This is a genomic window from Kitasatospora viridis, from assembly GCF_007829815.1.
Classification (GTDB): Bacteria; Actinomycetota; Actinomycetes; order Streptomycetales; family Streptomycetaceae; genus Kitasatospora; species Kitasatospora viridis.
This window is the reverse complement of sequence record NZ_VIWT01000001.1, coordinates 2,063,415-2,087,026: the sequence shown is the minus strand read 5'-3', so window position 1 is coordinate 2,087,026 and position 23,612 is coordinate 2,063,415. Positions and strand designations below refer to the sequence as shown.

The following is a 23,612-nucleotide window of genomic DNA, read 5'->3' as shown; positions in this document are numbered from 1 at the left end:
AGCCCGACCGGCCGTCAGTCCACCAGCTCCCGGGCCAGCGCGACCAGTCGGCGCACCGACCCGTCGGTGAGCTCCGGCAGCTCGTCGTACCCGAACCAGCGCAGGTCCAGCGACTCCTCGCTGATCTGCTCGACCGCCCCGGCCGGGGCCAGCGCCACGTACTGCACGTCCAGGTGCGTGTTGGCCGGCTGGTCCTTGCCGGTGCAGTGCACCTCGTGCCGGTCCAGCTTGACCGGCACCGGCCGCCCGCCCGACGCCCCGTCGGCCGAGAGCAGGGTCAGCCCCGTGATCCCGGACTCCTCCACCGCCTCGCGCAGCGCGGCGGCGCCCAGCGTGCCGTCAACCGGCTCGCAGTGCCCGCCCATCTGCAGCCAGAGGCCGACCTTGGGGTGCAGGGTCAGCAGCACCCGGCCGGCGGCCGGGTCGACCACCAGCGCGCTGGCGGTGATGTGCGCGGGCAGGCAGGCCTTGAACAGTCCGTCGGGCCGCTCGGCCAGGTGCGCCAGGTAGTCCCGGCGCAGCGCCTGCTGGTCGGGGTCGGCGGGCGCCCAGTCGTTGAGCGCGGCGGTGGCGTCGGTGTGCAGGGCGGTCATGAAGCGGGCTTGTCCTTGTCGTCACCGTCGGAGGGGCTGTCGGAAGGGTCGTCCGAAGCGCTGTCGGAAGGGCTGTCGGAGTCGGAGCGGCCGCCGGTCGCGGTGCCGCCGGCCGCCTCGCCCAGCAGCCGGTCGATCGCGTCGAAGTCCAGCCCGCCCTCGACCGGCTCCTCGCCGCCCCGGTGCACGAAGCCGTCCGGGTCGTCCAGGTCGCTCGCGGTGGGCAGCATGTCCGGGTGCTGCCAGAGCGCGTCGCGGCCCTCCACGCCGCGGGCGTCGGCCAGCGAGGCCCACAGCCGGGAGGCGTCGCGCAGCCGGCGCGGCCGCAGCTCCAGGCCGACCAGGGTGGCGAAGGTCTGCTCGGCCGGCCCGCCGGTGGCCCGGCGCCGGCGCAGCGTCTCGCGCAGCGCGGAGGACTGCGGCAGGTGCGGCTCCGCGGCGGCGTGCACCACCGCGTCCACCCAGCCCTCGACCAGGGCCAGCGCGGTCTCCAGCCGGGCCAGCGCGGCCTTCTGCGCGGGGGTGTCCTCGGGCTGCAGCAGGCCGTTGCCGAGCGCCTCCTGGAGCGCCTCGGGGTTCTCCAGGTCGAGCCGGCCCATCATCTCCTCCATCCGGGAGGAGTCCACCGTGATGCCGCGGGCGTAGGCCTCGACGGCGCCGAACAGGTGCGCCCGCAGCCACGGCACGTGGGCGAAGAGCCGCTGGTGGGCGGCCTCGCGCAGGGCCAGGTAGAGGCGGACCTCCTCGGCCGGCACGCTCAGGCCCTCGCCGAACTCGGCGATGTTCTGCGGCAGCAGCGCGGCCTTGCCGGCCGGGGCCAGCGGCAGGCCGACGTCGGTGGAGCCGAGCACCTCGGCGGCCAGCGCGCCGAGCGCCTGACCGATCTGGGTGCCGAACATCGCACCGCCCATCGAGCGCATCACGCCCATCAGCGGCCCGGCCATCGCCTGCATCTCCTCGGGCAGCACGCCGCCCATGGCGTTGCCGACCCGCTCGGCCACCGGGTCGACCAGCTCCTGCCAGACCGGCAGGGTGGCCTCGATCCACTCGGCCCGGCTCCAGGCGACCGCGCTGGCGGAGGAGGACGGGAACTCGGTGACCGAGTCGAGCCAGAGCTCGGCCAGGCGCACCGACTCCTCGACCGCCGAGCGCTCGGCGGTGGAGACCGAGCGGTCCTTGCTCTTGCCCTCGGGCTGCTCGGCGACCACGGTCTGCCGGGCGATGTCCTTGGCGAGCTGCCAGTTCACCGGGCCGCCGTCGAAGGAGAGCATCTGGCCGAGCTGCTGGAAGGCGGCGCCCAGGTCGTTCGGGTTGAGGCCGCCCATCATCGCCGCGAACGGGTTGTCCGCACCGGCACCGCCCGGCCCGCCGGCGCCGAACAGCGCGCCGAACGGGTTGGCGCCGCCGAAGCCGAAGGGCGACTGCGGCTGGCCGCCGGACCGGTCACCCGGCTCGTTCTGCTGCTCGCCGCCCTTGTCCTTGCCCTCCTCGGGCTCCTCGGGCGGGACACCGAATCCGAAGGGGAGGTCGCTCACTGGGTCCTCGATCTGGTCGGCCGTCACGCGCGGGTGCTGTGGCGGGAATGCAGGTACAGGGTCGGAGGGCGGCGGGCTCGCCCGCGCCGGGTGCACCGCCGGGCCCTCTCCTCGGGCAGGATGGACGGTACGTGACACTCGTACGTACGCACATAAGCTAACCGTGGAGGATCGCCGGTGAGTTCCCCGCCTTCGGACGTTCGCTCTGGGCTGACCGGAGGCGAGGAGGCCCAGGTGGCCCCTGGGTCCGCGCACCCAGCCTACGGCGGACGGCCGCTCACCGTGGCAGTCACCGGGGCCGCGGGGGTGCTGGGCGGCCGGGTGGCGGCCCGGCTGGTCGCCTCGCCCGGGGTGCGCAAGGTGCTCGCGATCGACGACCGGCGCGGCGACGCGCCCGGGGTGCAGTGGCGGGTGCTGGACGTGCGCGACCCGGCGGTGGCCGAGCGGCTGCGCGGGGTCGACGTGGTGGTGCACCTGGCGATGGACCTCGGCATGGAGTCCGACCCGCGCGCCCGCAGCGCCTACAACGTGCGCGGGGCGCAGACGGTGGTGACGGCGGCGGCCGCGGCCGGGGTGCACCGGGTGGTGCTCTGCACCTCGGCGATGGTCTACGGCGCGCTGCCGGACAACGAGGTGCCGCTGGCCGAGGACTCCGAGCTGCGGGCCACCGAGGAGGCCAGCCTGGTCGGCGACCTGCTGGAGATCGAGCGGCTGGCGCACCGGGCGCCGCGGGCCCACCCGGGCCTGCAGGTGACCGTGGTGCGGCCGGCCGTGGTGGTCGGTCCCGGCGTGGACACCGTGCTGACCCGGCACTTCGAGGCGCCCCGGCTGCTGGTGGTGGCCGGCTCCCGGCCGTGCTGGCAGTTCTGCCACCTGGACGACCTGGCCACGGCGCTGGAGTACGCGGCGCTCGGCCTGGTGGAGGGCGAGCTGGCGGTCGGCTGCGACGGCTGGCTGGAGCAGGAGGAGGTGGAGGCGCTCTCCGGGATCCGCCGGATGGAGCTGCCCGCCTCGCTGGCGCTCGGCACCGCGGCCCGGCTGCACCGGCTCGGCCTGACCCCGGCCCCGGCCGGCGACCTGGCGTACACCATGTACCCCTGGGTGGTCTCCGGCAGCCGGCTGCACGAGGCCGGCTGGCGGCCGCGGTACAGCAACGAGGAGGTGCTGGCCGAGCTGCTGGCCCAGGTGGCCGGCAAGCACGCGGTGGCCGGGCGGCGCCTCGGCGGCAAGGAGGCGGCGACCAGCCTGGGCGCGGCCGGTGCCACGGTGGCCCTGGTCGGCACGGCGGCCCTGGTCCGCCGGGCCCGCAAGCGGCGCCGCTACTGACCGGTCGGCCCGGGCGCGGCGGACGCTTGTGCGGAACCACAGTGCCGCCCGGCCCGGGCGGTGGCCGATGATGGTGGCATGTCCGATAACCACGACCCGATCCGCCTGCTCGCGGTCCGCGAGACGCCGCTCTCGCTGGACGAGGTGTACGCGGCGGTGGGCGACGACGCGGCGGGCGGTACGGCGATCTTCGTCGGCACGGTCCGCGACCACGACGGGGGCAAGTCGGTGGCGGCGCTGGAGTACAGCTGCCACCCGAGTGCCGAGCAGGAGATGCGGCGGATCGCCGCGAAGGTGGTCGCCGACTACCCGGTGCGGGCGCTGGCCGCCGTGCACCGGGTCGGCCGGCTGGAGATCACCGACGCCGCGGTGATCGTCGCGGTCTCCTGCCCGCACCGGGCGGAGGCCTTCGCGGCGGCCCGCAAGCTGATCGACGACCTCAAGCACGAGGTGCCGATCTGGAAGCACCAGGTCTTCTCCGACGGCGAGGAGGAGTGGGTCGGCGCCGGCTCCTGCTGAGCCCCGCCGGCCCCGACCCCGTTCGGCCCACCCGGGCACACGAATGCGCCCACCGGGTGGCAGCAGTCGGGCCGCCGTAACCCGGATGGCTCCGGGACCGTTCTCCGTCCGGCCGGTTAATGTGCTGATAGGCATGACGGAGCTGGGAGGACGACATGGGAGCACTGGCCTGGTTGGGGATCCCCGTCGGGGCGGGAGTACTGGCCGTGCTCTGGGCGGCCTGGGCGGCCCGCCCGCCGAAGGCCACCGGTGACGGGGCCTCGCTCGCCGAGCACCAGCGCTTCCTGGCCGCGATGGAACGCAGCACCGGCAGCCACCGGGTGCCGGACCGTCAGGGCCGCTGACCCGGCGGGCGCGCTCCCGGCCGGGTCCCGTACTGTCGTGCCATGCCACGCCGCTCTGCGACGATGCTCGCCGCCACGCTGACGCTCATAACGCTGCTCGTCGTCTCGGTGCTCCTGAAGGTGCCGTACACCCAGCTGAGCCCCGGCCCGACGTACAACACGCTGGGCGCGCAGGACAAGGCCGGCACCCCGGTGATCAGCATCTCGGGGGCCCAGACGTACCCGACCAGCGGGCACCTGAACATGACCACGGTCCAGGTCACCGGCGCCGACTACCAGCCCAGCCTGGTCTCGGTGGTGGTCGGCTGGCTGGCCAACGACCAGCTGGTCGTGCCGCACGACATCCTCTACCCCAAGGGCCAGACCGAGCAGCAGTCCGAGCAGCAGAACGCCGAGGAGTTCGCCTCCTCGCAGGACAGCGCCAAGACCGCCGCGCTGACCCAGCTGGGCATCCCGGTCGGCAACGAGGTGCAGATCTCCGAGGTGGTGGCCGGCGGCCCGGCCGACGGCAAGCTGCACGCGGGCGACCGGATCGTCGCGGTGGACGGCACCCAGGTCACCGACCCGACCCAGGTGGGTCCGCTGGTCCAGAAGCACAAGCCCGGTGAGAACGTGGTCTTCACGGTCGTCCCGCACGCCCAGGACGAGGAGACCCTCAAGCCCTCGGACGAGTCCCAGGTGACCGTCACCACGAGCAAGGCGCCGGACTCCGACAAGGCGATGGTCGGGATCGTGGCGGCGCCCGGCCACAACTACCCGTTCAAGATCGACATCGGGCTGCAGGACGTCGGCGGCCCGAGCGCCGGCCTGATGTTCGCCCTCGGCATCGTGGACAAGCTGACCCCCACCGACCTGACCGGCGGCAAGTTCGTGGCCGGCACCGGCACCATCGACGACAAGGGCAACGTCGGGCCGATCGGCGGCATCTCGATGAAGGTGATCGCGGCCCGCGAGGCCGGCGCCCGGTACTTCTTCACCCCGAGCGACAACTGTGCCGAGGCCAGCAAGAACACCCCGAGCGGGCTGCGGCTGATCAAGGTGGACACGCTCGCGCAGGCGCTCGACGACCTGGGCAAGGTCCGGGCCGGGCAGGACGCGCAGCTGCCCGCCTGCCCGCGCTGACCCGGGCGTCGGGCCCCCGGCGCGGGGGCCCGACGGGACGTCAGGCGAAGGTCGCGAGCAGTGCCTTGGTCAGGCCCGGCACCAGGTCGGGGCCGGTCAGCACCTCGCGGGCGAGGTCCTTCTCGCGCAGCCGCAGCGCCGTCTCGCGCTTGCCGTCGCGCAGCACCGCGGCGGTGATCCGCACCTCCTGGCGGGCCGGGTGGTTGGCCACCCAGTCGTTCAGCTGGGCCTGGGTGGCGCCGGCCGGGCGGCTCTTCTCGGCACCCGGCGGGAGCATCAGCCGCTCCACCACCAGCGCGCAGCCCGCCACCGCCGACGGCCAGGCGATGGTGCCGAGGAACTCGTCCAGGGCCATGCCGTCCGGCAGCTCGTCCTGCTCCACCGGGGTCAGCTCGCCGTCCTGCGAAGCGGTCAGCCCGAGCTGCCGGGCCACTGCCGGGTCGGTGCGGCGCAGCTCGGCGCTGTCGACCAGGGCGAAGAGGCGGGCGGGCTTGTCCCAGCCGAGTTGGGCGACGTACTCGTCGATCTCCAGGGCGGCGCGGGTGAGCGGGGTGGCGGCGGGCAGGGTGCCGGAGCCGTCGGGCGTGTAGCTGACATCGGACATGCCCCAATCCTCACACGGCCGCGGGACCGCGGTCGTACCGCGGACTGGGAAGCCGGGGAGCGGGCCGGTTAAGTTGCTTCCGGGGGCGGTCGCGGGGTCGCTCCGGACCGTTCACAACAGCAGAGGTGCCGCCTTGGTCTTCCAGATGCCCGAGCGAGAGGGACCGGCGTCCCGTCCCCGGGGCGGCCCCCCGTCCCGGGCGACGAGGGTGGTGCTGCTGGGCGGCGTGGCGCTGCTGGCGCTCCTCCTGCTCTTCGTGGCCTTCGCCGGCTTCTGGACCGACCGGCTCTGGTTCCGCTCGGTGCACTACGGCTCGGTCTTCGGGACCAGGCTGCGGACCGAGCTCGGGCTGTTCGCGGTCTTCGGCCTGGTGATGGCGGGGGCCACCGCGCTGAACGCCTGGCTGGCCTTCCGGCTGCGGCCGCCGCTGGCGGCGATGTCGGTCGAGCAGCAGAGCCTGGACCGCTACCGGACGGGCCTCGTGCCGGTGCGCCGGTGGCTGCTGCTGGGCGCTGCGCTGCTGGCCGGCGGGGTGGCCGGGGCGGGGGCGGCCGGGCAGTGGCGGCTGTGGCTGCTGTGGACCAACGCCACCCCGTTCGGGGTGCGGGACGGGCAGTTCCACCGGGACGTCTCGTTCTACGCCTTCGACCTGCCCTGGTACCGGTTCCTGGTCGGCTTCGGGTTCGGCGTGGTGCTGGTCTCGGTGCCGGCCTCGGCGCTGGTGCACTACCTGTACGGGGGACTGCGGCTGCAGGGGCCCGGGCGGCGGGCCAGCGCCGGGGCGCAGGGCCACCTGGCGGTGCTGCTGGGCGTCCTGGTGCTGCTGAAGGCGGTGGCCTACTGGCTGGACCGGTACGCGCTGGCGGTGAAGACCGGCTCCTGGAAGGGCGTCGGCGGCTACACCGGGCTGCGCTACGTGGACGCCAACGCCTTCCTGCCGGCCAAGACCATCCTGTGCTGCGTGGCGCTGATCTGCGCCGTCCTCTTCTTCCTCACGCCGGTGCGGCGGACCTGGGCGCCGGCCCTGCTCGGCTTCGGGCTGATGGTGCTGTCGGCGGTGCTGATCGGCGGGCTCTACCCGGCGATCGTGCAGCAGTTCCAGGTGAAGCCGAACGAGCAGGCCAAGGAGACGCCCTACCTGCGGCAGAACATCGACGCGACCCGGCAGGCCTACGGCATCGCGGGCGCGCTGACCACCGAGACCGCGCCGGCCGCCTCGGCCGACGCCGGCACGGTGGCCGCGGACGCGCGGACCGTCGGCGCGATCCGGCTGCTCGACCCGAACATCGTCTCGCCGACCTTCCAGCAGCTGGAGCAGCAGCGCTCCTACTACGGCTTCCCGAGCACCCTGGCCGTGGACCGCTACCCGGACCCCAGGACCGGCGCGGTGCAGGACACCGTGATCGGGGTGCGCGAGCTGGACCCGTCCGGGGTGCAGCAGCACAGCTGGATCAACGACCACTTCGCCTACACCCACGGGTACGGGGTGGTGGCGGCCGCCGGCAACCAGGTGGACGCCTCGGGCCAGCCGGTCCTCACCGAGTCCGGGCTGCCGGCCACCGGTGCGCTCGGCGACTTCCAGCAGCGCGTCTACTACGGCGAGCGGACCACCGACTACGCCGTGGTGGACGGCGGCAACCGGGAGATCGACTACACCTCGGACGCCGGCCAGCAGAGCTACCAGTACTCGGGCGGCAGCGGGGTCCCGCTGGACGACCCGCTCACCCGGGCCGCCTTCGCGGCGGCCTTCGGCCAGCCGCAGTTCCTCTACTCGGGCGCGATCGGGAAGGGCGCCCGGGTGCTCTACGACCGCACCCCGCAGCAGCGGGTGGCCAAGGTGGCGCCCTGGCTGACCCTGGACGGCGACCCGTACCCGGTGGTCGAGGGCGGCCGGCTGGTCTGGGTGCTGGACGGCTACACCACCTCGGACGACTACCCGTTCTCGTCGCGGACCACCTTGGCCGACGCCGCCCGGGACTCGCTCGGCGGGCAGCCCGGTCCGACCGCGGCCGGGCAGGTCAACTACATCCGCGACTCGGTCAAGGCCACCGTGGACGCCTACACCGGCGCCGTGACGCTCTACCAGTGGGACCAGCAGGACCCGGTGCTGAAGACCTGGATGAAGGCGTTCCCCGGCACCGTGCTGCCGCGCGCGGCGATCCCCGCCGCACTGCTGCCGCACCTGCGCTACCCGCAGGACCTGTTCGAGGTGCAGCGCACGGTGCTCGGCGCGTACCACGTGACCGACCCGGCCTCCTTCTTCAGCGGCACCGACCTCTGGAAGGTGCCGCAGGACCCGACCGACGACCGCAGGACGCCGCAGCCGCCGTACTACCTGACCCTGCGGATGCCCGGCACCCCCGCCGCCGACTTCTCGCTGACCAGCACCTTCGTGCCGGCCGACCGGGACAACCTGGCCGCGTTCCTGGCGGTGGACTCCGACCCCGGGCCGGACTACGGGACGATCCGGATCCTCAAGGTGGCCGGCGACTCCGACGCGCTCGGGCCGAACCAGGCCCAGTCGAAGTTCAACGCCGACGCGGGCGCGGCGTACTGGCTCAACCAGGTGAAGAACGGCGGCGACTCCGACGTGCAGTACGGCAACCTGCTGACCCTGCCGGTGGGCGGCGGGTTCCTCGAAGTGGAGCCGGTGTACGTGAAGGGGCGCGGGGCCAAGTACCCGGTGCTGCAGAAGGTGCTGGCGGTCTACGGCGACCACGACGTGGCCTTCGCCGCCGACCTGCCGGACGCGCTGCGGGCGCTGTTCGGGACGGACGCCGGGGCGACGCCGGTCGCGCCGGGTGCCGGGCCGCCGTCACCGCCCGGTGGCACCGCACCGCCGGGCGGCGCCGCGGTGCCGCCGGACGTGCGGAAGGCGGCGGGCGACGTGGAGAAGGCGTACGCAGACAGCCAGAACGCGCTCAAGGCGGGCGACTGGACGGGCTACGCCGCCGCCCAGAAGGAGCTCCAGCAGGCGATGGCGGAGCTGGCGGCGGCCACCGGGCCCGGCGGTGGTCCGAGCCCCGCGCCGTAGCGGCGGGCCGGTGGCGGGCCGCTGAGCTGCGGGTCCCGCCACCGGGTGGGGATGGAGCCCCTGGTGGGCGTGCTATGGTTGTCCCACAACGACGCGGGGTGGAGCAGCTCGGTAGCTCGCTGGGCTCATAACCCAGAGGTCGCAGGTTCAAATCCTGTCCCCGCTACCAAAGCCGAAGGCCCGGAGGTTCACCTCCGGGCCTTCGGTGTTTTTCGGTCCAGGCTATTGTCGGGGTCCGGACAACTTTTTCGCCGAACCGTGTTGACGCCGCAGCTGGTCTAGTCCACCGTGTGCTCCAGTCCGGCAGGTAGCCGGGCCGGAGCGGGACGCGGGAGGGAGGGGCCGGCATGGACTCGGCGCGTGCGGCCGGGCGCCTGCGCTACGAGCTGCTCGGGCCGCTGCTGGTCCGCCGGGACGGGCTGGTGGTGGACGCGGGCCCGCCGATGCAGCTCGCGGTGCTCGCCGTGCTGCTGCTCAACCCGGGCGAGCCGGTGGCCAGGGAGCAGATCGTCCAGGCGGTCTGGGGCGCCAGGGCGGCGGAGACCGTGCCCAGTCTGGTGGCCACCTACGTCTCCCGGCTGCGCCACGTGCTGGAGCCGGACCGCCCGCGCCGCACCCTGGGCGGGCTGCTGGCCACCCGCGGCGGCAGCTACCGGCTGGCCGTCGCCCCGGGCGACCTGGACCTGCACGAGTTCGAGGCGGCCCGGCAGCGGGCCCGCGGCCAGCGCGCGGCCGGCGCCACCGCCCAGGCACTGGCCACCCTGGACCGGGCGCTCGGGCTCTGGCGCGGCACCGGGCTGGACGGGCTGCCCGGGCCGTTCGCCGCGCTGCACCGCGGGCGGCTGGCCGAACTGCGCCTGGCCGCCCTGGAGGAGCGGTTCGAGCTGGCCCTGCTGCTCGGTCGGCACCACGAGGTGGTGGCCGAGCTCGGGGTGCTGGCCGCCGAGAACCCCGGGCGGCAGCGGCTGCGCGGGCTGCTGATGCTGGCGCTGCACCGGGCCGGTCGGCAGGGCGAGGCGCTGACCGTCTTCACGCAGACCCGTCAGCTCCTGATCAGCACCCAGGGGCTGGAGCCGGGGCGGGAACTGATCGACCTTCAGCAGCGGATCCTGCACGCCGATCCGGGCTTGGAACTGGCCGCCGCACCGTCGGCCGGGCCGCTCAGGCTGGTCTGCGCCCCCGCCCAACTCCCCTCCGACCTGCCCGACTTCACCGGCCGGGCGGCCGAGCTGCGGACCGTCACCCGGGCCCTGGGGGCCGGCCGGCGGCTCGGTGCGGTGCCGGTGGTGCTGATCAGCGGGCCGCCCGGGGTGGGCAAGAGCGCGCTGGCGGTGCACGCCGCGCACCGGCTGCGGGAGCGCTTCCCCGACGGGCAGCTGTACGCCGCGCTGCACGAGCCGGACGGGCGGCCGGGGGAGGTCGGCGCACTGCTCGGACGGCTGCTGACCGACCTCGGGGTGGCCCCCGGCGCGCTGCCCGCCGAGCCGGAGCGCCGCTCGGCCCTGCTGCGCTCGGTCAGTTCGGGCCGCCGGCTGCTGCTGGTGCTCGACGACGCGGCGGACGCGGGCCAGTTGGCCGCGCTGCTGCCCGGCTCGCCGAGCTGCGCGGTGCTGGTCACCAGCCGGGGGCGGCTGCCCGGACTGCCCGGGGCCCGGACCGTGCCGCTGGACTGCCTGGGGCCGGCCGACTCCCGGCGGCTCTGGCGGCGCCTGGCCGGTGGGCCGCCGCGGGCGGGGGAGCGGTCGCCGGAGGAGGCCCAGGTGCTGGCCGTCTGTGCCGGGCTGCCGCTGGCGCTGCGGGCGGCCGCGGCCCGTTCGGTCGCGCGCCCCGGCGGCGGTCTGGCCGGGCTGGCCGCCCGGCTCGCCGACCGGGACCGGCGGCTGTTCGAACTCGCCCTGGGTGCTTGGGGAGTGGCCCGGGCGCTGGACTCCGCCGAGCAGCGACTCGGCCGGGCGCCGGGCGGGCCGGCCGCGTTGGCCGAGCTGCGGGCGGTGAGCGGGCTGGGCCCGGAGGCGGTGCCGGCCGCGCTGGCCGGGCTGGCCGAGGAGCGGCTCGACCTGCTCACCGAGTACGGCCTGCTGCAGGCCGCCCCGGACGGCCGGCCCCGGCTGCACCCGCTGACCGCGCTGCACCAGCGGACGGCGGATGGACGCCGGATGGATTCCGGATCCCACCGGGAACCCGGGTCGGACCGCTCCACCCCCGCTGACCGGCGCTGATCCGGCCCCGCCCGGACCGCCGCGCCCGGGCGGCGGACCGGGGTGCGGGCCGCCGCCGATCGGCGCGGGCGGTTCCCCTTGACCGCCCATTTGGTCTAGTCCACCCTGAGTCGGGCCCGGGCCTGCCGCGAACAGGCCCGGCCCCAAGCTCCCTGCCCCCCACACCCGCTGACCAAGGAGCTGACCCACGTGCACCGAGCGACCAGACACACCCAGCGCGACCCCGAGGCCGCCGGCAGACCGGCCCGGGCCGGCCTGCGCACGGCCCTCGCGGGCACGGCGGCCTTCGCCCTCGCGGTGAGCGGCGCCGTCCTGCTCACCACCGGCGGCGACGCCAGCGCCGCCGCCGCGGGCAACCTGCTGCAGAACCCCGGCTTCGAGAGCGGCTCGCTGTCCGGCTGGAGCTGTACCGCGAACTCCGGAACCGTGGTCACCAATCCGGTGCACAGCGGCAGTTACGCGCTCCAGGCGACCCCGGCCGGGTCGGACGACGCGCAGTGCACCCAGCAGGTCGCCGTGCTGCCCGGCTCCAGCTACACGCTGTCCGGCTGGGTCCAGGGCAGTTACGTCTACCTGGGCGCCAGCGGCACCGGCGGGACCGATCCGAGCACCTGGTCCAGCAACTCCGCCTGGAACCAGCTCTCGACGAGCTTCACCACCGGCGCGAGCACCACCAGCGTGACGGTGTACCTGCACGGCTGGTACGGCACCGGGGCGTATGGCGCGGACGACCTGGTGCTCAGCGGGCCGGCGCCGACCGGGGTGCCGACCTCGCAGCCGCCGACCAGCCAGCCGCCCACCTCGCAGCCGCCCACCTCACAGCCGCCCACCTCACAGCCCCCGACGTCCCAGCCGCCCACCTCACAGCCGCCGACGTCGCAGCCCCCGACCAGCCAGCCCCCCACCGGCGGTCCGTACAAGCACCTGCTGACCGGCTACTGGCAGGACTTCGACAACGGCGCGACCGACCAGCGGATCTCCGACGTCAACCCGGCCTACGACATCATCGCGGTGGCCTTCGCGAACGCCACCAGCACTCCGGGTGCGATCGACTTCAGCCTGGACAGCACCCTGTCGAGCAAGCTGGGCGGCTACACCGACGCGCAGTTCAAGGCCGACATCGCGGCCAAGCACGCGGCCGGCAAGAAGGTGATCATCTCGGTCGGCGGGCAGAACGGCGCGATCTCGGTGAGCGACTCGGCCTCGGCCGCCAACTTCGCCAGCAGCGCCTACTCGATCATCCGGAACTACGGGTTCGACGGGATCGACATCGACCTGGAGAACGGCGTCAGCTCCACCTACATGGCGCAGGCGCTGCACACCCTGGCGGCCGACGTCGGCAGCGGGTTCGTCCTCACCATGGCCCCGCAGACCATCGACATGCAGTCCACCGGCATGGAGTACTTCAAGCTGGCGCTGACCGCCAAGGACATCCTGACCGTCGTCAACATGCAGTACTACAACTCGGGTTCGATGAACGGCTGCGACGGCAACGTCTACTCCGAGGGCACCGAGGACTTCATCACCGCGCTGGCCTGCATCCAGCTGCAGGGCGGCCTGGCGCCCAGTCAGGTGGGCATCGGCGTGCCGGCCTCGGGCAGCGCGGCGGGCGGCGGCTACGTCTCGCCGAGCGTGGTGGACAACGCGCTGGACTGCCTGGCGAGCGGCACCCACTGCGGCACCTTCAAGCCCCCCACGACCTGGCCCGGCATCGGCGGCGCGATGACCTGGTCGACCAACTGGGACGCCAGTAACGGAAATTCGATCGCGACTTCGGTCGGCGGACACCTGCACAGCATGCCGTGACCGATCCAGGGGCTCCCCACCCTCCGCATCACCCGTTCCACCTGTCTCTCAACCCCCCACGAAGAGAGAAGAGAACCGAATGCGCAGAAGCAGTCGATCCGCCTGGGCGGTGACCTCGGCGGCCGGCATCCTGCTGGGCGGCGCCCTCTCCATGCTCGGCATGGCGCACGCCCAGGCGATCCAGAACACCCCGGCCAGCACCGCCGCGAACACCACCGGGGCCGCCGCGACCTCGGGCGGGATGAGCGTCGCCTACTACGACCAGTGGGCGGTGTACCAGAACGCGTTCTACCTGAAGAACGTGGACACCACCGGTGAGGCCGGCAAACTCACCTACCTGATCTACGACTTCGAGAACATCGACCCGACCAACCTGACCTGCTTCGAGGCCGACTCGGCCGCCTCGCAGGACGAGAACAACCCCAACGCCGGTGACGGCGCCGGGGATTCGTACGCCGACTACGGCAAGACCTTCGCCAACGGCAACTCGGTGGACAACTCCACCGACACCTGGAACCAGCCGATCGCCGGCAACTTCCACCAGCTGCAGGAGCTGAAGGCCAAGTACCCCAACCTCAAGGTGCTGCTGAGCCTCGGCGGTTGGACCTACTCGAAGTACTTCTCGGATGCGGCGGCCACCGACGCCTCGCGCAAGAAGCTGGTCTCCTCCTGCATCGACATGTTCATCAAGGGGAACCTGCCCTCGCGCAACGGCTACGGCGGCACCGGGACCGGCAAGGGCATCTTCGACGGCTTCGACATCGACTGGGAGTACCCGGGTGGCGGCGGCCACGTGGGCAACCACTCGTCCACCGCGGACAAGCAGGACTTCACCGCCCTGCTGTCCGAGTTCCGGTCCGAGCTCAACACCCAGGGCGCCGCGGACGGCAAGAGCTACGCGCTGAGCGCGGCGCTGCCGGCCGGTCAGGACAAGATCTCCAACGTGGAGACCGACAAGATCGGGCAGTACCTGACCTTCGGCGACCCGATGACCTACGACATGCACGGCGGTTGGGAGCCCACCGGGCCGACCAACCACCAGTCGCCGCTGTACGACAACCCGGCGGACCCGTCCGGTGTGATCGCCCCCGGGAACGAGAAGTACTCGATCGACGAGGCGATCAAGTCGTACACCGCCGGTGATCCGCAGTACGGCATCCCGGGCGGGTTCCCGGCGAACAAGCTCAACATGGGCGTGCCGTTCTACTACCGCGGCTGGACCGGAGTGCCGGCCGGCAGTAACCACGGCCTGTTCCAGACGGCCACCGGCCCCGCGCCGGGAGCGGCCGACTCCGGCAACGTCGCGGGCACCCGGATGTACAAGGAGCTCTCCGGCGTGGTGGACAACCCGGCGGACACCTTCTGGGACCCGGTCGCGCAGGCCGCGTACTTCTACGACGGAACCAACTTCTGGTCCGGCGAGGACGCCCAGTCGCTCCAGGCCAAGGCCGACTACCTGCACTGCAACGGGATGGGCGGGACGTTCATGTTCTCGCTCTACGACCTGGACCCGAACGCCACGCTGTTCAACGACGCGGTGGGCGACACCGGCGGTTCGGCCGCCAACTGCCCGGCTCCGCCCACCAGTGCGCCGCCGACCTCGCAGCCGCCGACCAGCCAGCCGCCCACTTCCCAGCCGCCGACCTCCCAGCCCCCGACCTCGCAGCCCCCCACCAGCCAGCCGCCGACCTCGCAGCCGCCGACCTCCCAGCCCCCGACCTCGCAGCCGCCGTCCGGCGGTCCGGTGGTGAACGGCGGCTTCGAGAGCGGCAGCCTCTCCCCGTGGACCTGCAGCGGAAACCTGGGATCGGTGGTGAGCAGCCCGGTGCACTCCGGCTCGTACGCCCTGGCGGGCGCCGCCAGTGCGAGTGACGACGCCCAGTGCTCGCAGACCATCACGGTCAAGCCCAACACCACCTACACGCTGTCCGGTTGGGTCCAGGGCAACTACGTCTACCTGGGTGTGACCGGCTCCGGCGCGGACACCTCCACCTGGACCTCCGGCTCCGGTTGGAGCCAGCTCTCCACCAAGTTCACCACCGGCGCCTCGGTCAGCTCGGTGACCGTCTGGGTGCACGGATGGTACGGCCAGGGCACGTACTACGCGGACGACCTCAACGTGGCCTGAGCCGCAGTGAGCTGACCCCGCATCGCCGACGAGGCGGTGCCACCGCTAAGCGGTGGCATCGCCTCCGGTACTATGGGCACACGCTCGCACCATCACTTGCACGCCGGGGGTTTGTGAGGCGCAAGTGTCGGGAAATCGACAAAGCGCTGAAGTAATCTCGCTGGCTTCGGCTCGGCCCGGCAAAATCGCGCGGGCAGGTGTACGCGGGTGTTCGGGTGATGCGACGATGGACCACATGGGGGACCGTGCACGGCTGTTGACGAGCCGTCGACTTCAGCGCGCCCCTCGGAAGTCCCCCCGGCCGATGGGGGCACCGCCCAGCCGCCAGGCTGGGGGCGCTGGGGGAGGATGCCATGGCACTCGGGGGGAGCGGGAGTCGGCATGAAGCTGATCGGCAGGAACCAGCCCACCGACGCCGCCGGCCAGCCGGCCGACCTCGACGCCGCCACTGACCCGGCCGCGACCGTTCCCGTACCGGCCCAGCGCGGCCTGTCCGGCTCCGGCTCCGGTCCCGAGCAACTGCGCCCCGTCCCGGTCCCGCGCCCGGCCGGTCGGCCGTCGGCGCCCGTCGCCGAACCGGAGATCACCGCCGAGGGCCCGGACAGCTTCGAGGACGAACTCGCCGCCCGCGAGTCCGCCGCCCTGGAGACCCGCCACCGGGCCGCCGCCGAGGCCGGCGACCCGCACGCCGCCAGCCGGCTCGGCGCCCTGCTGCTGCGCCGCGGGGACCTGGACGACGCCGAACCGTATCTGCGCAAGGCCGCCGCCGCCGGGCTGCGGGCCGCCGCCAACAACCTCGGCGTGCTGCTGCACCAGCGCGGCCACCGGCCCGAGGCCGGCCAGTGGTGGCGCCAGGCCGCGGTGGCCGGCAGCGCGCCCGCCGCCCACGCGCTCGGCCTCCTGCTGCGCGACCAGGGCGACGAGGAGTCCGCCGAGTACTGGCTGCACTTCGCCGCCGACCAGGGCCACCCGCTCGGCGCCTACGCGCTGGGCGACCTGATGGAGCACCGGCGCGACGTGCGCGCCGAGCGCTGGTTCAAGCTGGCCGCCGACGCCGGCCACCGGGAGGCCGCCTACCGGCTGGCCCGGATGCGCGAGGCGGCCGGCGACAAGGAGAGCGCCGAGACCTGGTACCGCACCGCCGCGGTGCGCAGCCACGCCCGGGCCGCGCTGCGGCTCGGCGTGCTGGTCGAGCAGCGCGCGGCCGGCGACCAGGCGCTGCGCGAGGAGGCCGCGCGCTGGTACCGGCAGTCGGCGCAGAACGGCGAGCCGCGGGCCGCCTGCGCGCTCGGCTTCCTGCTGCGCGACGCGGGTGACCTGCCGTCCGCCGCCGAGTGGTGGCAGGAGGCCGCCGAGGCCGGCGACGGCAACGCGGCCAACGCGCTCGGCGCGCTGCACGCCGGCCGCGGCGAGGACAAGGACGCCGAGCACTGGTACCGGGCCGCGCTGGACGCCGGCGACCACAACGGCGCGTTCAACCTGGGCCTGCTCTGCGCCGGCACCGGGCGGCAGGCGCAGGCCGAGCAGTGGTACCGCCGGGCCGCCTACGCCGGACACCGGGAGGCCTGCAACGCGCTCGCCGTGGTGCTGCTGCAGCGCGGCGACGAGGCCGGCGCGGAGCCCTGGTTCTCCAAGGCCGCCGAGGCCGGCAGCGTGGACGGCGCGTTCAACCTCGGCGTGCTGCATGCCGGGCGCGGCGAGCAGCAGCAGGCGCACGAGTGGTACGCCCGGGCGGCCGCCGGCGGCCACGGCGAGGCGGCGCTGCAACTGGCCGTCGCCAAGGAGCAGCGCGGCGACCTGCCCGCGGCGCTGGAGCGCTACCGCCAGGCGGCGGCCGGCGGTTCGGCCGAGGGCGCGTTCCGGCTGGCCTCGCTGCTGGACCGGCGCGGCGACGCCGGCGAGGAGGCCGAGCACTGGTACGCGGTGGCGGCCGACGCCGGGCACAGCCGGGCCCAGGTGCGGATGGGGGTGCGGGCCGCCGAGCGCGGCGCGCTGGAGATCGCCGAGAGCTGGTACCGGCGGGCCGCCGAGACCGGCAGCCGCAGCGCCGCCTTCAACCTCGGCCTGCTGCTGGCCCGTCAGGAGCGCGAGCCGGAGGCGATGATCTGGTACACCCGGGCCGCCGACGCGGGCCACGGCCGCGCCGCACTGCGGCTGGCCCTGATCGCGCTGCGCCGGGGCGAGCCGGTGCAGGCCGAGCAGTGGTGCCGCCGGGCGATCGACTACGGCCCCCCGGAGGTGGCCGAGCGGGCGGCCCGGCTGCTGGACGCGATGCACCCGGAGATGACGGCCTGACGGTCGGTCAGGCCGTCCTGACGGCCGGTCAGACGCTGAGCCGGTCCAGCACGTCCTGGTGCAGCAGGCCGTTGGTGGCCACCGCGTCGGCGCCGTTCGGGCCGTCGATGCCGTCCAGGCCGGTGAAGCGGCCGCCGGCCTCCTGGACCACGATGCACGGGGCGGCCATGTCCCACAGGCTCAGCTCGGGTTCGGCGGCGATGTCCACCGCGCCCTCGGCGAGCATCATGTAGGACCAGAAGTCGCCGAACGCGCGGGTCCGCCAGCAGGCCCGGGTCAGGTCCAGGAAGGGGTCGATCCGGCCGCGCTTCTCCCAGCCGCTGAGCGAGGAGTAGGAGAGCGAGGCGTCCGCCAGCCGCGGCACCTGGGAGACGTGGATCCGGGAGGCCTTGGCCAGGCTGCGGCCGGCGTACGCGCCCAGGTCCTTCGCGGCCCACCAGCGCCGCTGCAGCGCGGGCGCCGAGACGATGCCGACCACCGGCTGCTGCTCGCCGTCCGGCCCCTCCTCCAGCAGCGCGATCAGGGTGGCCCAGACCGGCACGCCGCGGATGTAGTTCTTGGTGCCGTCGATCGGGTCGATCACCCAGCGGCGCGGCCCGGAGCCGACCAGTCCGTACTCCTCGCCGAGCACCGCGTCGCGCGGCCGGGCCCGCTGCAGCACGCTGCGGACCAGCTCCTCGGCGGCCTTGTCGGCGTCGCTCACCGGGGTCAGGTCGGGCTTGGTCTCGATCGTCAGGTCCAGCGCGCGGAAGCGCTCCAGGGTGACCGAGTCGGCCGAGTCGGCGAGGACGTGGGCGAGGCGGAGGTCATCGTGGTAGTCGGCCATGCGTGGAACAGTACCGTTCGGACCGGCGCACTGTCCGGAGCCTCCCGCCAGCCGAGATCCGCGTCAGTGGCCCGACCCGGACAGCTGCAGGCCCACCACGCCGGCGATGACCAGGGTGATGGAGACCAGCTTGAGCACCGAGGTGGTCTCGTCCATCCAGACCATGCCGTAGATCGCGGTGCCGGCGGCGCCGATGCCGGTCCAGACCGCGTAGGCGCTGCCGACCGGCAGGTGCTTGAGGGAGAGGGTGAGCAGGCCGAAACTGGCCAGCGCGAAGAGGGCGAAGGCGATGGTCGGGGTCAGCCGGGTGAAGCCGTGGCTGAGCTTGAGGTTGATCGCGAATCCGGTCTCCAGCAGGCCCGCGAGGACCACCATGATCCAGGCCATCGGCCGTCTCCCTGCCGCCTCGGGTGATCGACGTTCGGTCTCATGATCACGCGTCAGCCCGGCGGGGGACGGCCGCCACACCGTCAATCCCCCTCGCGCGCCTCCCGGGAGGCGAGCAGCCGGCGCAGCGAGTACAGCCGGGCCGGGTCGGCGTGGCCGTCCGCCACGAAGGCGTCCAGCGCGCAGTCCGGCTCGTCGTGGCTGCAAGCGCGCGGGCAGTCCACCGTGCCCGGCTCCAGGTCGGGGAAGGCGAGGATCACCCGGGACGGGTCGATGTGCGAGAGGCCGAAGGAGCGGAAGCCGGGCGTGTCGATCACCCAGCCCGGGTCCAGCGCCTTCTTCGAGCCCGGCTTCGCCCCGGGCGGCGGCGGCAGCCGCAGCGCCAGCGCGGACACCGTGGTGTGCCGGCCCCGCCCGGTGACCGCGTTGACCCGGCCGGTGGTCCGCTGGTGCTCCGGCACCAGGGCGTTCACCAGGGTCGTCTTGCCCACCCCGGAGTGCCCGATGAAGACCGTGGCCAGCCCGCGCAGGTGCTCGCGCACCGCCTCCGCGCCGGCCGTCTCCAGCTCGTCCCGACGGGTCACCACGTGGTCGATGCCGAGCGGGGCGTAAGCCTCCAGCAGCGGCTCGGCCGGCGCCAGGTCGGCCTTGGTGAGCACCAGCAGCGGCTGCATCCCGGCGTCGTAGGCCGCCACCAGGCAGCGGTCGATCAGCCGGGGGCGCGGCTCCGGGTTGGCCAGCGCCGTGACGATCGCCAGCTGGTCGGCGTTGGCCACCACGATCCGCTCGTACGGGTCGTCGTCGTCCGCGGTGCGGCGCAGCACCGAGCTGCGCTCCTCCACCCGGACGATCCGGGCCAGCGTGTCCGGCTCCCCGGACAGGTCGCCGACCAGGCTCACCTGGTCGCCCACCACCACGCCCTTGCGCCCCAGTTCGCGGGCCTTCATCGCGGTGACCGACCGCTCCCGCTTGGTGCCCGCCTCGACCAGGCAGGTCAGCCGGCCGCGGTCCACCGTGAGCACCATGCCCTCGGCGGCGTCCTCGTGCTTGGGCCGGATGCTGGTGCGCGGCCGGGAACCCCGGCGGCTGGGGCGGTTGCGGATGTCGTCCTCGTCGGCGTCCTTGCCGTAGCGGCGCATGGTGCTCGTCTCCCGCTCAGTCCCTGGCCGCCGCCGGTTCGAGCAGATCGGCCCACATCGCCGGGAAGTCCGGCAGGGTCTTGGCCGTGGTGGCCACGTTCTCCACCAGCACCCCGGGCACGGCCAGCCCGAGCACCGCGGCGGCGGTGGCCAGCCGGTGGTCCTCGTAGGTGTGGAACAGCCCGCCGTGCAGCGGGCGCGGCCGGATCCGCAGGCCGTCGGCGGTCTCGGTGACGTCGCCGCCCAACTCGTTGATCTCCTTGGCCAGCGCGGCCAGCCGGTCGGTCTCGTGCAGCCGCAGGTGGGCGATGCCGGACAGCACCGACTCCGAGTCGGCCAGCGCGGCCACCGCGGCGATCACCGGGGCCAGCTCGCCGACGTCGTGCAGGTCGGCCTCGATGCCCTGGATCCGGCCGGTGCCGGTGAACTCCAGGCCCTCGTCGGTGAAGCGGCAGCTGCCGCCCATCCGGGAGTAGATCTCGCGCAGCTGGTCGCCGGCCTGGGTGGTGTGCTTGGGCCAGTCCCGCACCGTCACCCGGCCGCCGGTGACCAGCGCGGCGGCGAAGAACGGCGCGGCGTTCGACAGGTCCGGCTCGACCACCAGGTCGCGACCGCGCAGCGCGCCGGGGGAGACCCGCCAGACGCCCGGCTCGCCGCCGTCCTCCGGCGCGTCCACCTGGGCGCCGGCCAGGCGCAGCATGTCCACCGTCATCCGGATGTGCGGCAGCGAGGGGATCGAGCCGCCGGTGTTGCGCACCTCCACGCCCTGGTTGTAGCGGGCGCCGGAGAGCAGCAGGGCGCTGACGAACTGCGAGGAGGCCGAGGCGTCCAGCTCCACCGTGCCGCCGTCCAGCGCGCCGGTGCCGTGCACGGTGAGCGGGAAGCCGCCGCGCCCGCCGTCCTCGATCCGGGCGCCGAGCGCGCGCAGCGAGTCGATCACGCCGTGCTGCGGGCGCTCGTGCGAGCGCGGGTCGCCGTCGAAGTGCACCGGGCCGTCGGCCAGCACCGCGAGCGGCGGCAGGAAGCGCATCACGGTGCCGGCGTTGCCCACGTCGATGTTGGCGGGGCCGGCCAGCCGGGTCGCCGGGATCACCCGCCAGGCCTCGCCGCCGCCGGTGCCGCCGGTGCTGTTGTTGACCTGCTCCTCGATGGTCACCCCGAGCGCCCGCAGGCCGTCGGCCATCAGCTGCGAGTCGCGGCTGCGCAGCGGGCGGCGCACCCAGCCGGGCTCGGCGGCCAGCGCGGCCAGCAGCAGGGCGCGGTTGGTCACCGACTTGGAGCCGGGGACGGTGACGACGGCATCGACGGCGGCGGTCGCGACGGGGGCGGGCCACGGGGTCTCGGTCATGCGGCTCAGTCTAGGTGGGCGGGCCGCCCGGACGGTCGAGGCGGCCGCTCCCTGGACTCAGGCGCTCAGCAGCTGGCTCCCGCCGGCCAGCAGGCAGCTCAGCGCCACCACCAGGAAGAGCGCCACCCAGAGCAGCCCGCCGACCCCGGTCAGCCGGGCCAGCTGGTCGGCGTCCGAGTCCCGGGCCCCGCCGCGCCGCCGCTTGCCCTGCAGCTCCAGCACCGGCCGCACCCCGCCCAGCAGCAGGAACCAGACCCCGAGGCAGGCGAAGACGGCCTGCAGCTGCTCGGTGCCCCACCAGGAGACGGCGAAGAAGGCCGCGCCGGTGAGCAGCACGGTCAGCAGCCCGAAGGCGTTGCGCAGCCGGGGCAGCATCGCGGCCAGCAGCAGGACGCAGAGCCAGAGCAGCGCGGTGGTGTGCCCGACGGCCAGCAGCGAGGCGCCGCCGAGGCCGAGCAGCGACGGTGCGGTGTAGCCGGCCGCGGCGGTGAGCACCATGCCGGGCCCGGTCGGCCGGCCGGAGGAGACGGTCAGGCCGGAGGTGTCCGAGTGCAGCTGGATGCCGTGCAGCCGGCGGCCGGTGAGCAGGGCGACCAGCCCGTGGCCGCCCTCGTGCGCGATGGTCACCACGTTCCGGCTGAGCCGCCAGACCGGGTGCGGGAGTATCGCCAGCAGTGCGGTCCCGGCGCAGGCCAGCACCAGCCAGTGCGGCGGGGCGGCCTGGGTGCCGAGGACCCGCTGCCAGACGTCGCCGATGCTCTGGTTCATGATCGAGATCCCTGTGGTGCGGGGGCGCTGCGGAAGAGGCAGCCTCCCATGCCGGGACGGCCCCGCGGTAGCCGCCGGTTGCATAGGGTTGCGCCCATGTGTGGTCGATTCGCGGCGAGCACCACGCCGGAGGACATCGTCGAACTGTTCGACGTGCAGCAGTGGGACCCGGCGGAGGAGGTCGCGCCGAGCTGGAACGTCGCACCGACCCAGCCGGTGCTCGCGGTGCTGGAGCGCATACCCAAGGCCGGCGGCGCACCCGTGCGCCAGCTGCGCCGGCTGCGCTGGGGGCTGGTGCCGGCCTGGTCCCGGACGCCGGAGACCGCCGTCAAGATGATCAACGCCCGGGCGGACACGGTGCACGAGAAGCCCGCCTACCGCCAGGCCTTCGCCTCCCGCCGCTGCCTGCTGCCGGTGGACGGCTACTACGAGTGGCAGACCTTCGAGTCGGCCTCCGGCAAGGCCCGGGCCCGCAAGGTCCCGTACTTCGTGCACCGGGTGGACGGCGCGCCGCTGGCGCTGGCCGGCCTCTACGAGTTCTGGCGGGACCGCACCCACCCCGCCGACCACCCGGCCGGCTGGCTGGTCACCTGCAGCATCGTGACCACCGAGGCCGAGCCGCTGCTGGCCCCGATCCACGAGCGGATGCCGCTCTTCCTGCAGCCCGAGGCCTTCGACGCCTGGCTGGACCCGGCGCTGGACGACGCCGAGCAGGCGCGCGCCCTGCTGGAGGCGCCCGCGCCGGGACTGCTGCGGGCCACCGAGGTGTCCGCCGCGGTGGGCAACATCCGCAACAACCATCCCGGGCTGACCGCGCAGGTCACCCCCGAGGCCGAGGGAGCACTGTTCTGATGGCGGTCGAACGCGAGACGGTGGAGACGGTGCCGGGCCCGGCCGCGATCAGCTGGCACCGGGCCGCCCGGCCGCGGCTGCTGCTGGCCCTCGGGCACGGCGCCGGCGGCGGCATCGAGGCGCCGGACCTGGCGGCGCTGGCCGCCGCGCTGCCGGCCGACGGGGTCACCGTCGCGCTGGTGGAGCAGCCCTGGCGGGTGGCCGGCCGCAAGGTCGCGCCCGCGCCGAAGACGCTGGACGCCGGCTGGCTGCCGGTGGCCGAGCGGCTGGCCGGCGAGGGCCTGCCGCTGGTGGTCGGCGGGCGCAGCGCGGGTGCCCGGGTGGCCTGCCGGACCGGTGCGGCGAGCGGCGCGGCGGCGGTGCTGGCGCTGGCCTTCCCGCTCCACCCCCCGGGCAAGCCGGAGAAGTCCCGGGCCGAGGAGTTGCTCGGCACCGGCCTGCCGACCCTGGTGGTGCAGGGGGAGAAGGACACCTTCGGCGCCCCGGCGGAGTTCCCGGCGCTGCCGGCCGGCCACCGGCTGGTCGGCGTGCCGGACGCCGGGCACGGCTTCGCGGTGCCGAAGCGAGCCGCGCTGGACCAGGCGCAGACGCTGGAGCTGGTGGTCGGTGCGGTGCGCGAGTGGCTGGCGGGACTGGCCGGCTGACTTCCGGTGGCGCCCGGCGCGGATCCGTGCAGGGCCGGGAATTCCGGGGCCCGCGGCTTGGTTGAACCCCTCGTCAGCAGCAGGCCAGGCGAAAGGCAGCGCACATGGGTTCGATCGCGTGCC

19 protein-coding genes and 1 tRNA gene are annotated in these 23,612 nt (G+C 74.2%); 12 read left to right on the top strand and 8 right to left on the bottom strand.

Annotated elements, in window-relative coordinates:
• Positions 1–14: 14 nt before the first annotated feature.
• Both FHX73_RS09160 and FHX73_RS09155 read right to left on the bottom strand, forming a co-directional pair.
• Complete coding sequence (locus FHX73_RS09160) at positions 15–593, bottom strand: NUDIX hydrolase (protein WP_145904519.1); 579 nt, start codon at positions 591–593, stop codon at positions 15–17.
• A complete protein-coding gene (locus FHX73_RS09155) occupies positions 590–2,128 on the bottom strand; it encodes a zinc-dependent metalloprotease (RefSeq protein ID WP_145908168.1) in 1,539 nt (512 codons plus the stop codon). The genes FHX73_RS09160 and FHX73_RS09155 overlap by 4 nt, the downstream gene beginning before the upstream one ends.
• A gap of 177 nt (positions 2,129–2,305) precedes the next feature.
• Here FHX73_RS09155 and FHX73_RS09150 point away from each other — a divergent pair, with 177 nt between their 5' ends.
• The 4 genes from FHX73_RS09150 to FHX73_RS09135 all read left to right on the top strand — a co-directional run bounded on the left by FHX73_RS09150 (position 2,306) and on the right by FHX73_RS09135 (position 5,439).
• Positions 2,306–3,454: an NAD-dependent epimerase/dehydratase family protein gene (locus tag FHX73_RS09150; RefSeq protein ID WP_425461371.1), complete on the top strand. Its 1,149-nt coding sequence runs from the start codon at positions 2,306–2,308 to the stop codon at positions 3,452–3,454.
• A gap of 78 nt (positions 3,455–3,532) precedes the next feature.
• Positions 3,533–3,973 (top strand): molybdenum cofactor biosynthesis protein MoaE, encoded by a 441-nt coding sequence (locus FHX73_RS09145; protein WP_145904517.1) that lies wholly within the window; start codon positions 3,533–3,535, stop codon positions 3,971–3,973.
• Between the two features lie 155 nt (positions 3,974–4,128).
• The gene (locus tag FHX73_RS09140; RefSeq protein WP_145904516.1) at positions 4,129–4,317 is read left to right on the top strand and encodes a hypothetical protein; all 189 of its coding nucleotides are present in this window, start codon (positions 4,129–4,131) and stop codon (positions 4,315–4,317) included.
• A 42-nt stretch (positions 4,318–4,359) separates the two neighbouring features.
• Positions 4,360–5,439, top strand: a complete 1,080-nt coding sequence (locus tag FHX73_RS09135; protein WP_145904515.1) for a YlbL family protein — start codon at positions 4,360–4,362, stop codon at positions 5,437–5,439.
• A 40-nt stretch (positions 5,440–5,479) separates the two neighbouring features.
• On the opposite strand, the gene FHX73_RS09130 is transcribed toward FHX73_RS09135, so the two are convergent.
• Entirely contained in the window at positions 5,480–6,043 is a 564-nt protein-coding gene (locus FHX73_RS09130; protein WP_145904514.1) for a PPA1309 family protein, read from the bottom strand.
• A gap of 208 nt (positions 6,044–6,251) precedes the next feature.
• Here FHX73_RS09130 and FHX73_RS09125 point away from each other — a divergent pair, with 208 nt between their 5' ends.
• The 6 genes from FHX73_RS09125 (at position 6,252) to FHX73_RS09100 (ending at position 17,525) form a co-directional block, all read left to right on the top strand.
• Entirely contained in the window at positions 6,252–9,077 is a 2,826-nt protein-coding gene (locus FHX73_RS09125) for a UPF0182 family membrane protein (RefSeq protein ID WP_246213432.1), read from the top strand.
• A 92-nt stretch (positions 9,078–9,169) separates the two neighbouring features.
• Positions 9,170–9,246 (top strand) — tRNA-Met (locus FHX73_RS09120).
• A 178-nt stretch (positions 9,247–9,424) separates the two neighbouring features.
• Positions 9,425–11,296, top strand: coding sequence for an AfsR/SARP family transcriptional regulator (locus FHX73_RS09115; protein ID WP_145904512.1), 1,872 nt, complete (start codon positions 9,425–9,427; stop codon positions 11,294–11,296).
• A 189-nt stretch (positions 11,297–11,485) separates the two neighbouring features.
• Complete coding sequence (locus FHX73_RS09110; RefSeq protein ID WP_145904511.1) at positions 11,486–13,102, top strand: chitinase; 1,617 nt, start codon at positions 11,486–11,488, stop codon at positions 13,100–13,102.
• Positions 13,103–13,181: 79 nt separating this feature from the next.
• Entirely contained in the window at positions 13,182–15,230 is a 2,049-nt protein-coding gene (locus FHX73_RS09105) for a glycosyl hydrolase family 18 protein (RefSeq protein ID WP_145904510.1), read from the top strand.
• A 381-nt stretch (positions 15,231–15,611) separates the two neighbouring features.
• Positions 15,612–17,525, top strand: coding sequence for a tetratricopeptide repeat protein (locus FHX73_RS09100; RefSeq protein WP_246213431.1), 1,914 nt, complete (start codon positions 15,612–15,614; stop codon positions 17,523–17,525).
• A 28-nt stretch (positions 17,526–17,553) separates the two neighbouring features.
• Here FHX73_RS09100 and hisN read toward each other — a convergent pair whose 3' ends face one another.
• The 5 genes from hisN to FHX73_RS09075 form a co-directional block, all read right to left on the bottom strand.
• On the bottom strand, positions 17,554–18,351 hold the full coding sequence (gene hisN / locus FHX73_RS09095) for a histidinol-phosphatase (RefSeq protein ID WP_145904509.1): 798 nt from the start codon (positions 18,349–18,351) through the stop codon (positions 17,554–17,556).
• A 63-nt stretch (positions 18,352–18,414) separates the two neighbouring features.
• Positions 18,415–18,738 carry a DMT family transporter gene (locus tag FHX73_RS09090; RefSeq protein ID WP_145904508.1) on the bottom strand — a complete coding sequence of 108 codons (324 nt, stop codon included), beginning with the start codon at positions 18,736–18,738 and terminating at the stop codon, positions 18,415–18,417.
• Positions 18,739–18,821: 83 nt separating this feature from the next.
• Positions 18,822–19,877 carry a ribosome small subunit-dependent GTPase A gene (gene rsgA, locus FHX73_RS09085; RefSeq protein ID WP_145904507.1) on the bottom strand — a complete coding sequence of 352 codons (1,056 nt, stop codon included), beginning with the start codon at positions 19,875–19,877 and terminating at the stop codon, positions 18,822–18,824.
• A 16-nt stretch (positions 19,878–19,893) separates the two neighbouring features.
• The gene (aroA, locus tag FHX73_RS09080) at positions 19,894–21,225 is read right to left on the bottom strand and encodes a 3-phosphoshikimate 1-carboxyvinyltransferase (RefSeq protein ID WP_145904506.1); all 1,332 of its coding nucleotides are present in this window, start codon (positions 21,223–21,225) and stop codon (positions 19,894–19,896) included.
• 57 nt (positions 21,226–21,282) lie between these two features.
• Positions 21,283–21,993 (bottom strand): M50 family metallopeptidase, encoded by a 711-nt coding sequence (locus tag FHX73_RS09075; RefSeq protein WP_211786161.1) that lies wholly within the window; start codon positions 21,991–21,993, stop codon positions 21,283–21,285.
• Between the two features lie 96 nt (positions 21,994–22,089).
• Between FHX73_RS09075 and FHX73_RS09070 the strand changes: the two genes are divergently transcribed.
• Together FHX73_RS09070 and FHX73_RS09065 are read left to right on the top strand one after the other, a co-directional pair.
• The gene (locus tag FHX73_RS09070) at positions 22,090–22,845 is read left to right on the top strand and encodes an SOS response-associated peptidase (protein WP_145904505.1); all 756 of its coding nucleotides are present in this window, start codon (positions 22,090–22,092) and stop codon (positions 22,843–22,845) included.
• Complete coding sequence (locus tag FHX73_RS09065) at positions 22,845–23,489, top strand: alpha/beta hydrolase family protein (protein WP_145904504.1); 645 nt, start codon at positions 22,845–22,847, stop codon at positions 23,487–23,489. Before FHX73_RS09070 ends, FHX73_RS09065 begins: the two co-directional genes overlap by 1 nt.
• Positions 23,490–23,612 lie beyond the last annotated feature (123 nt).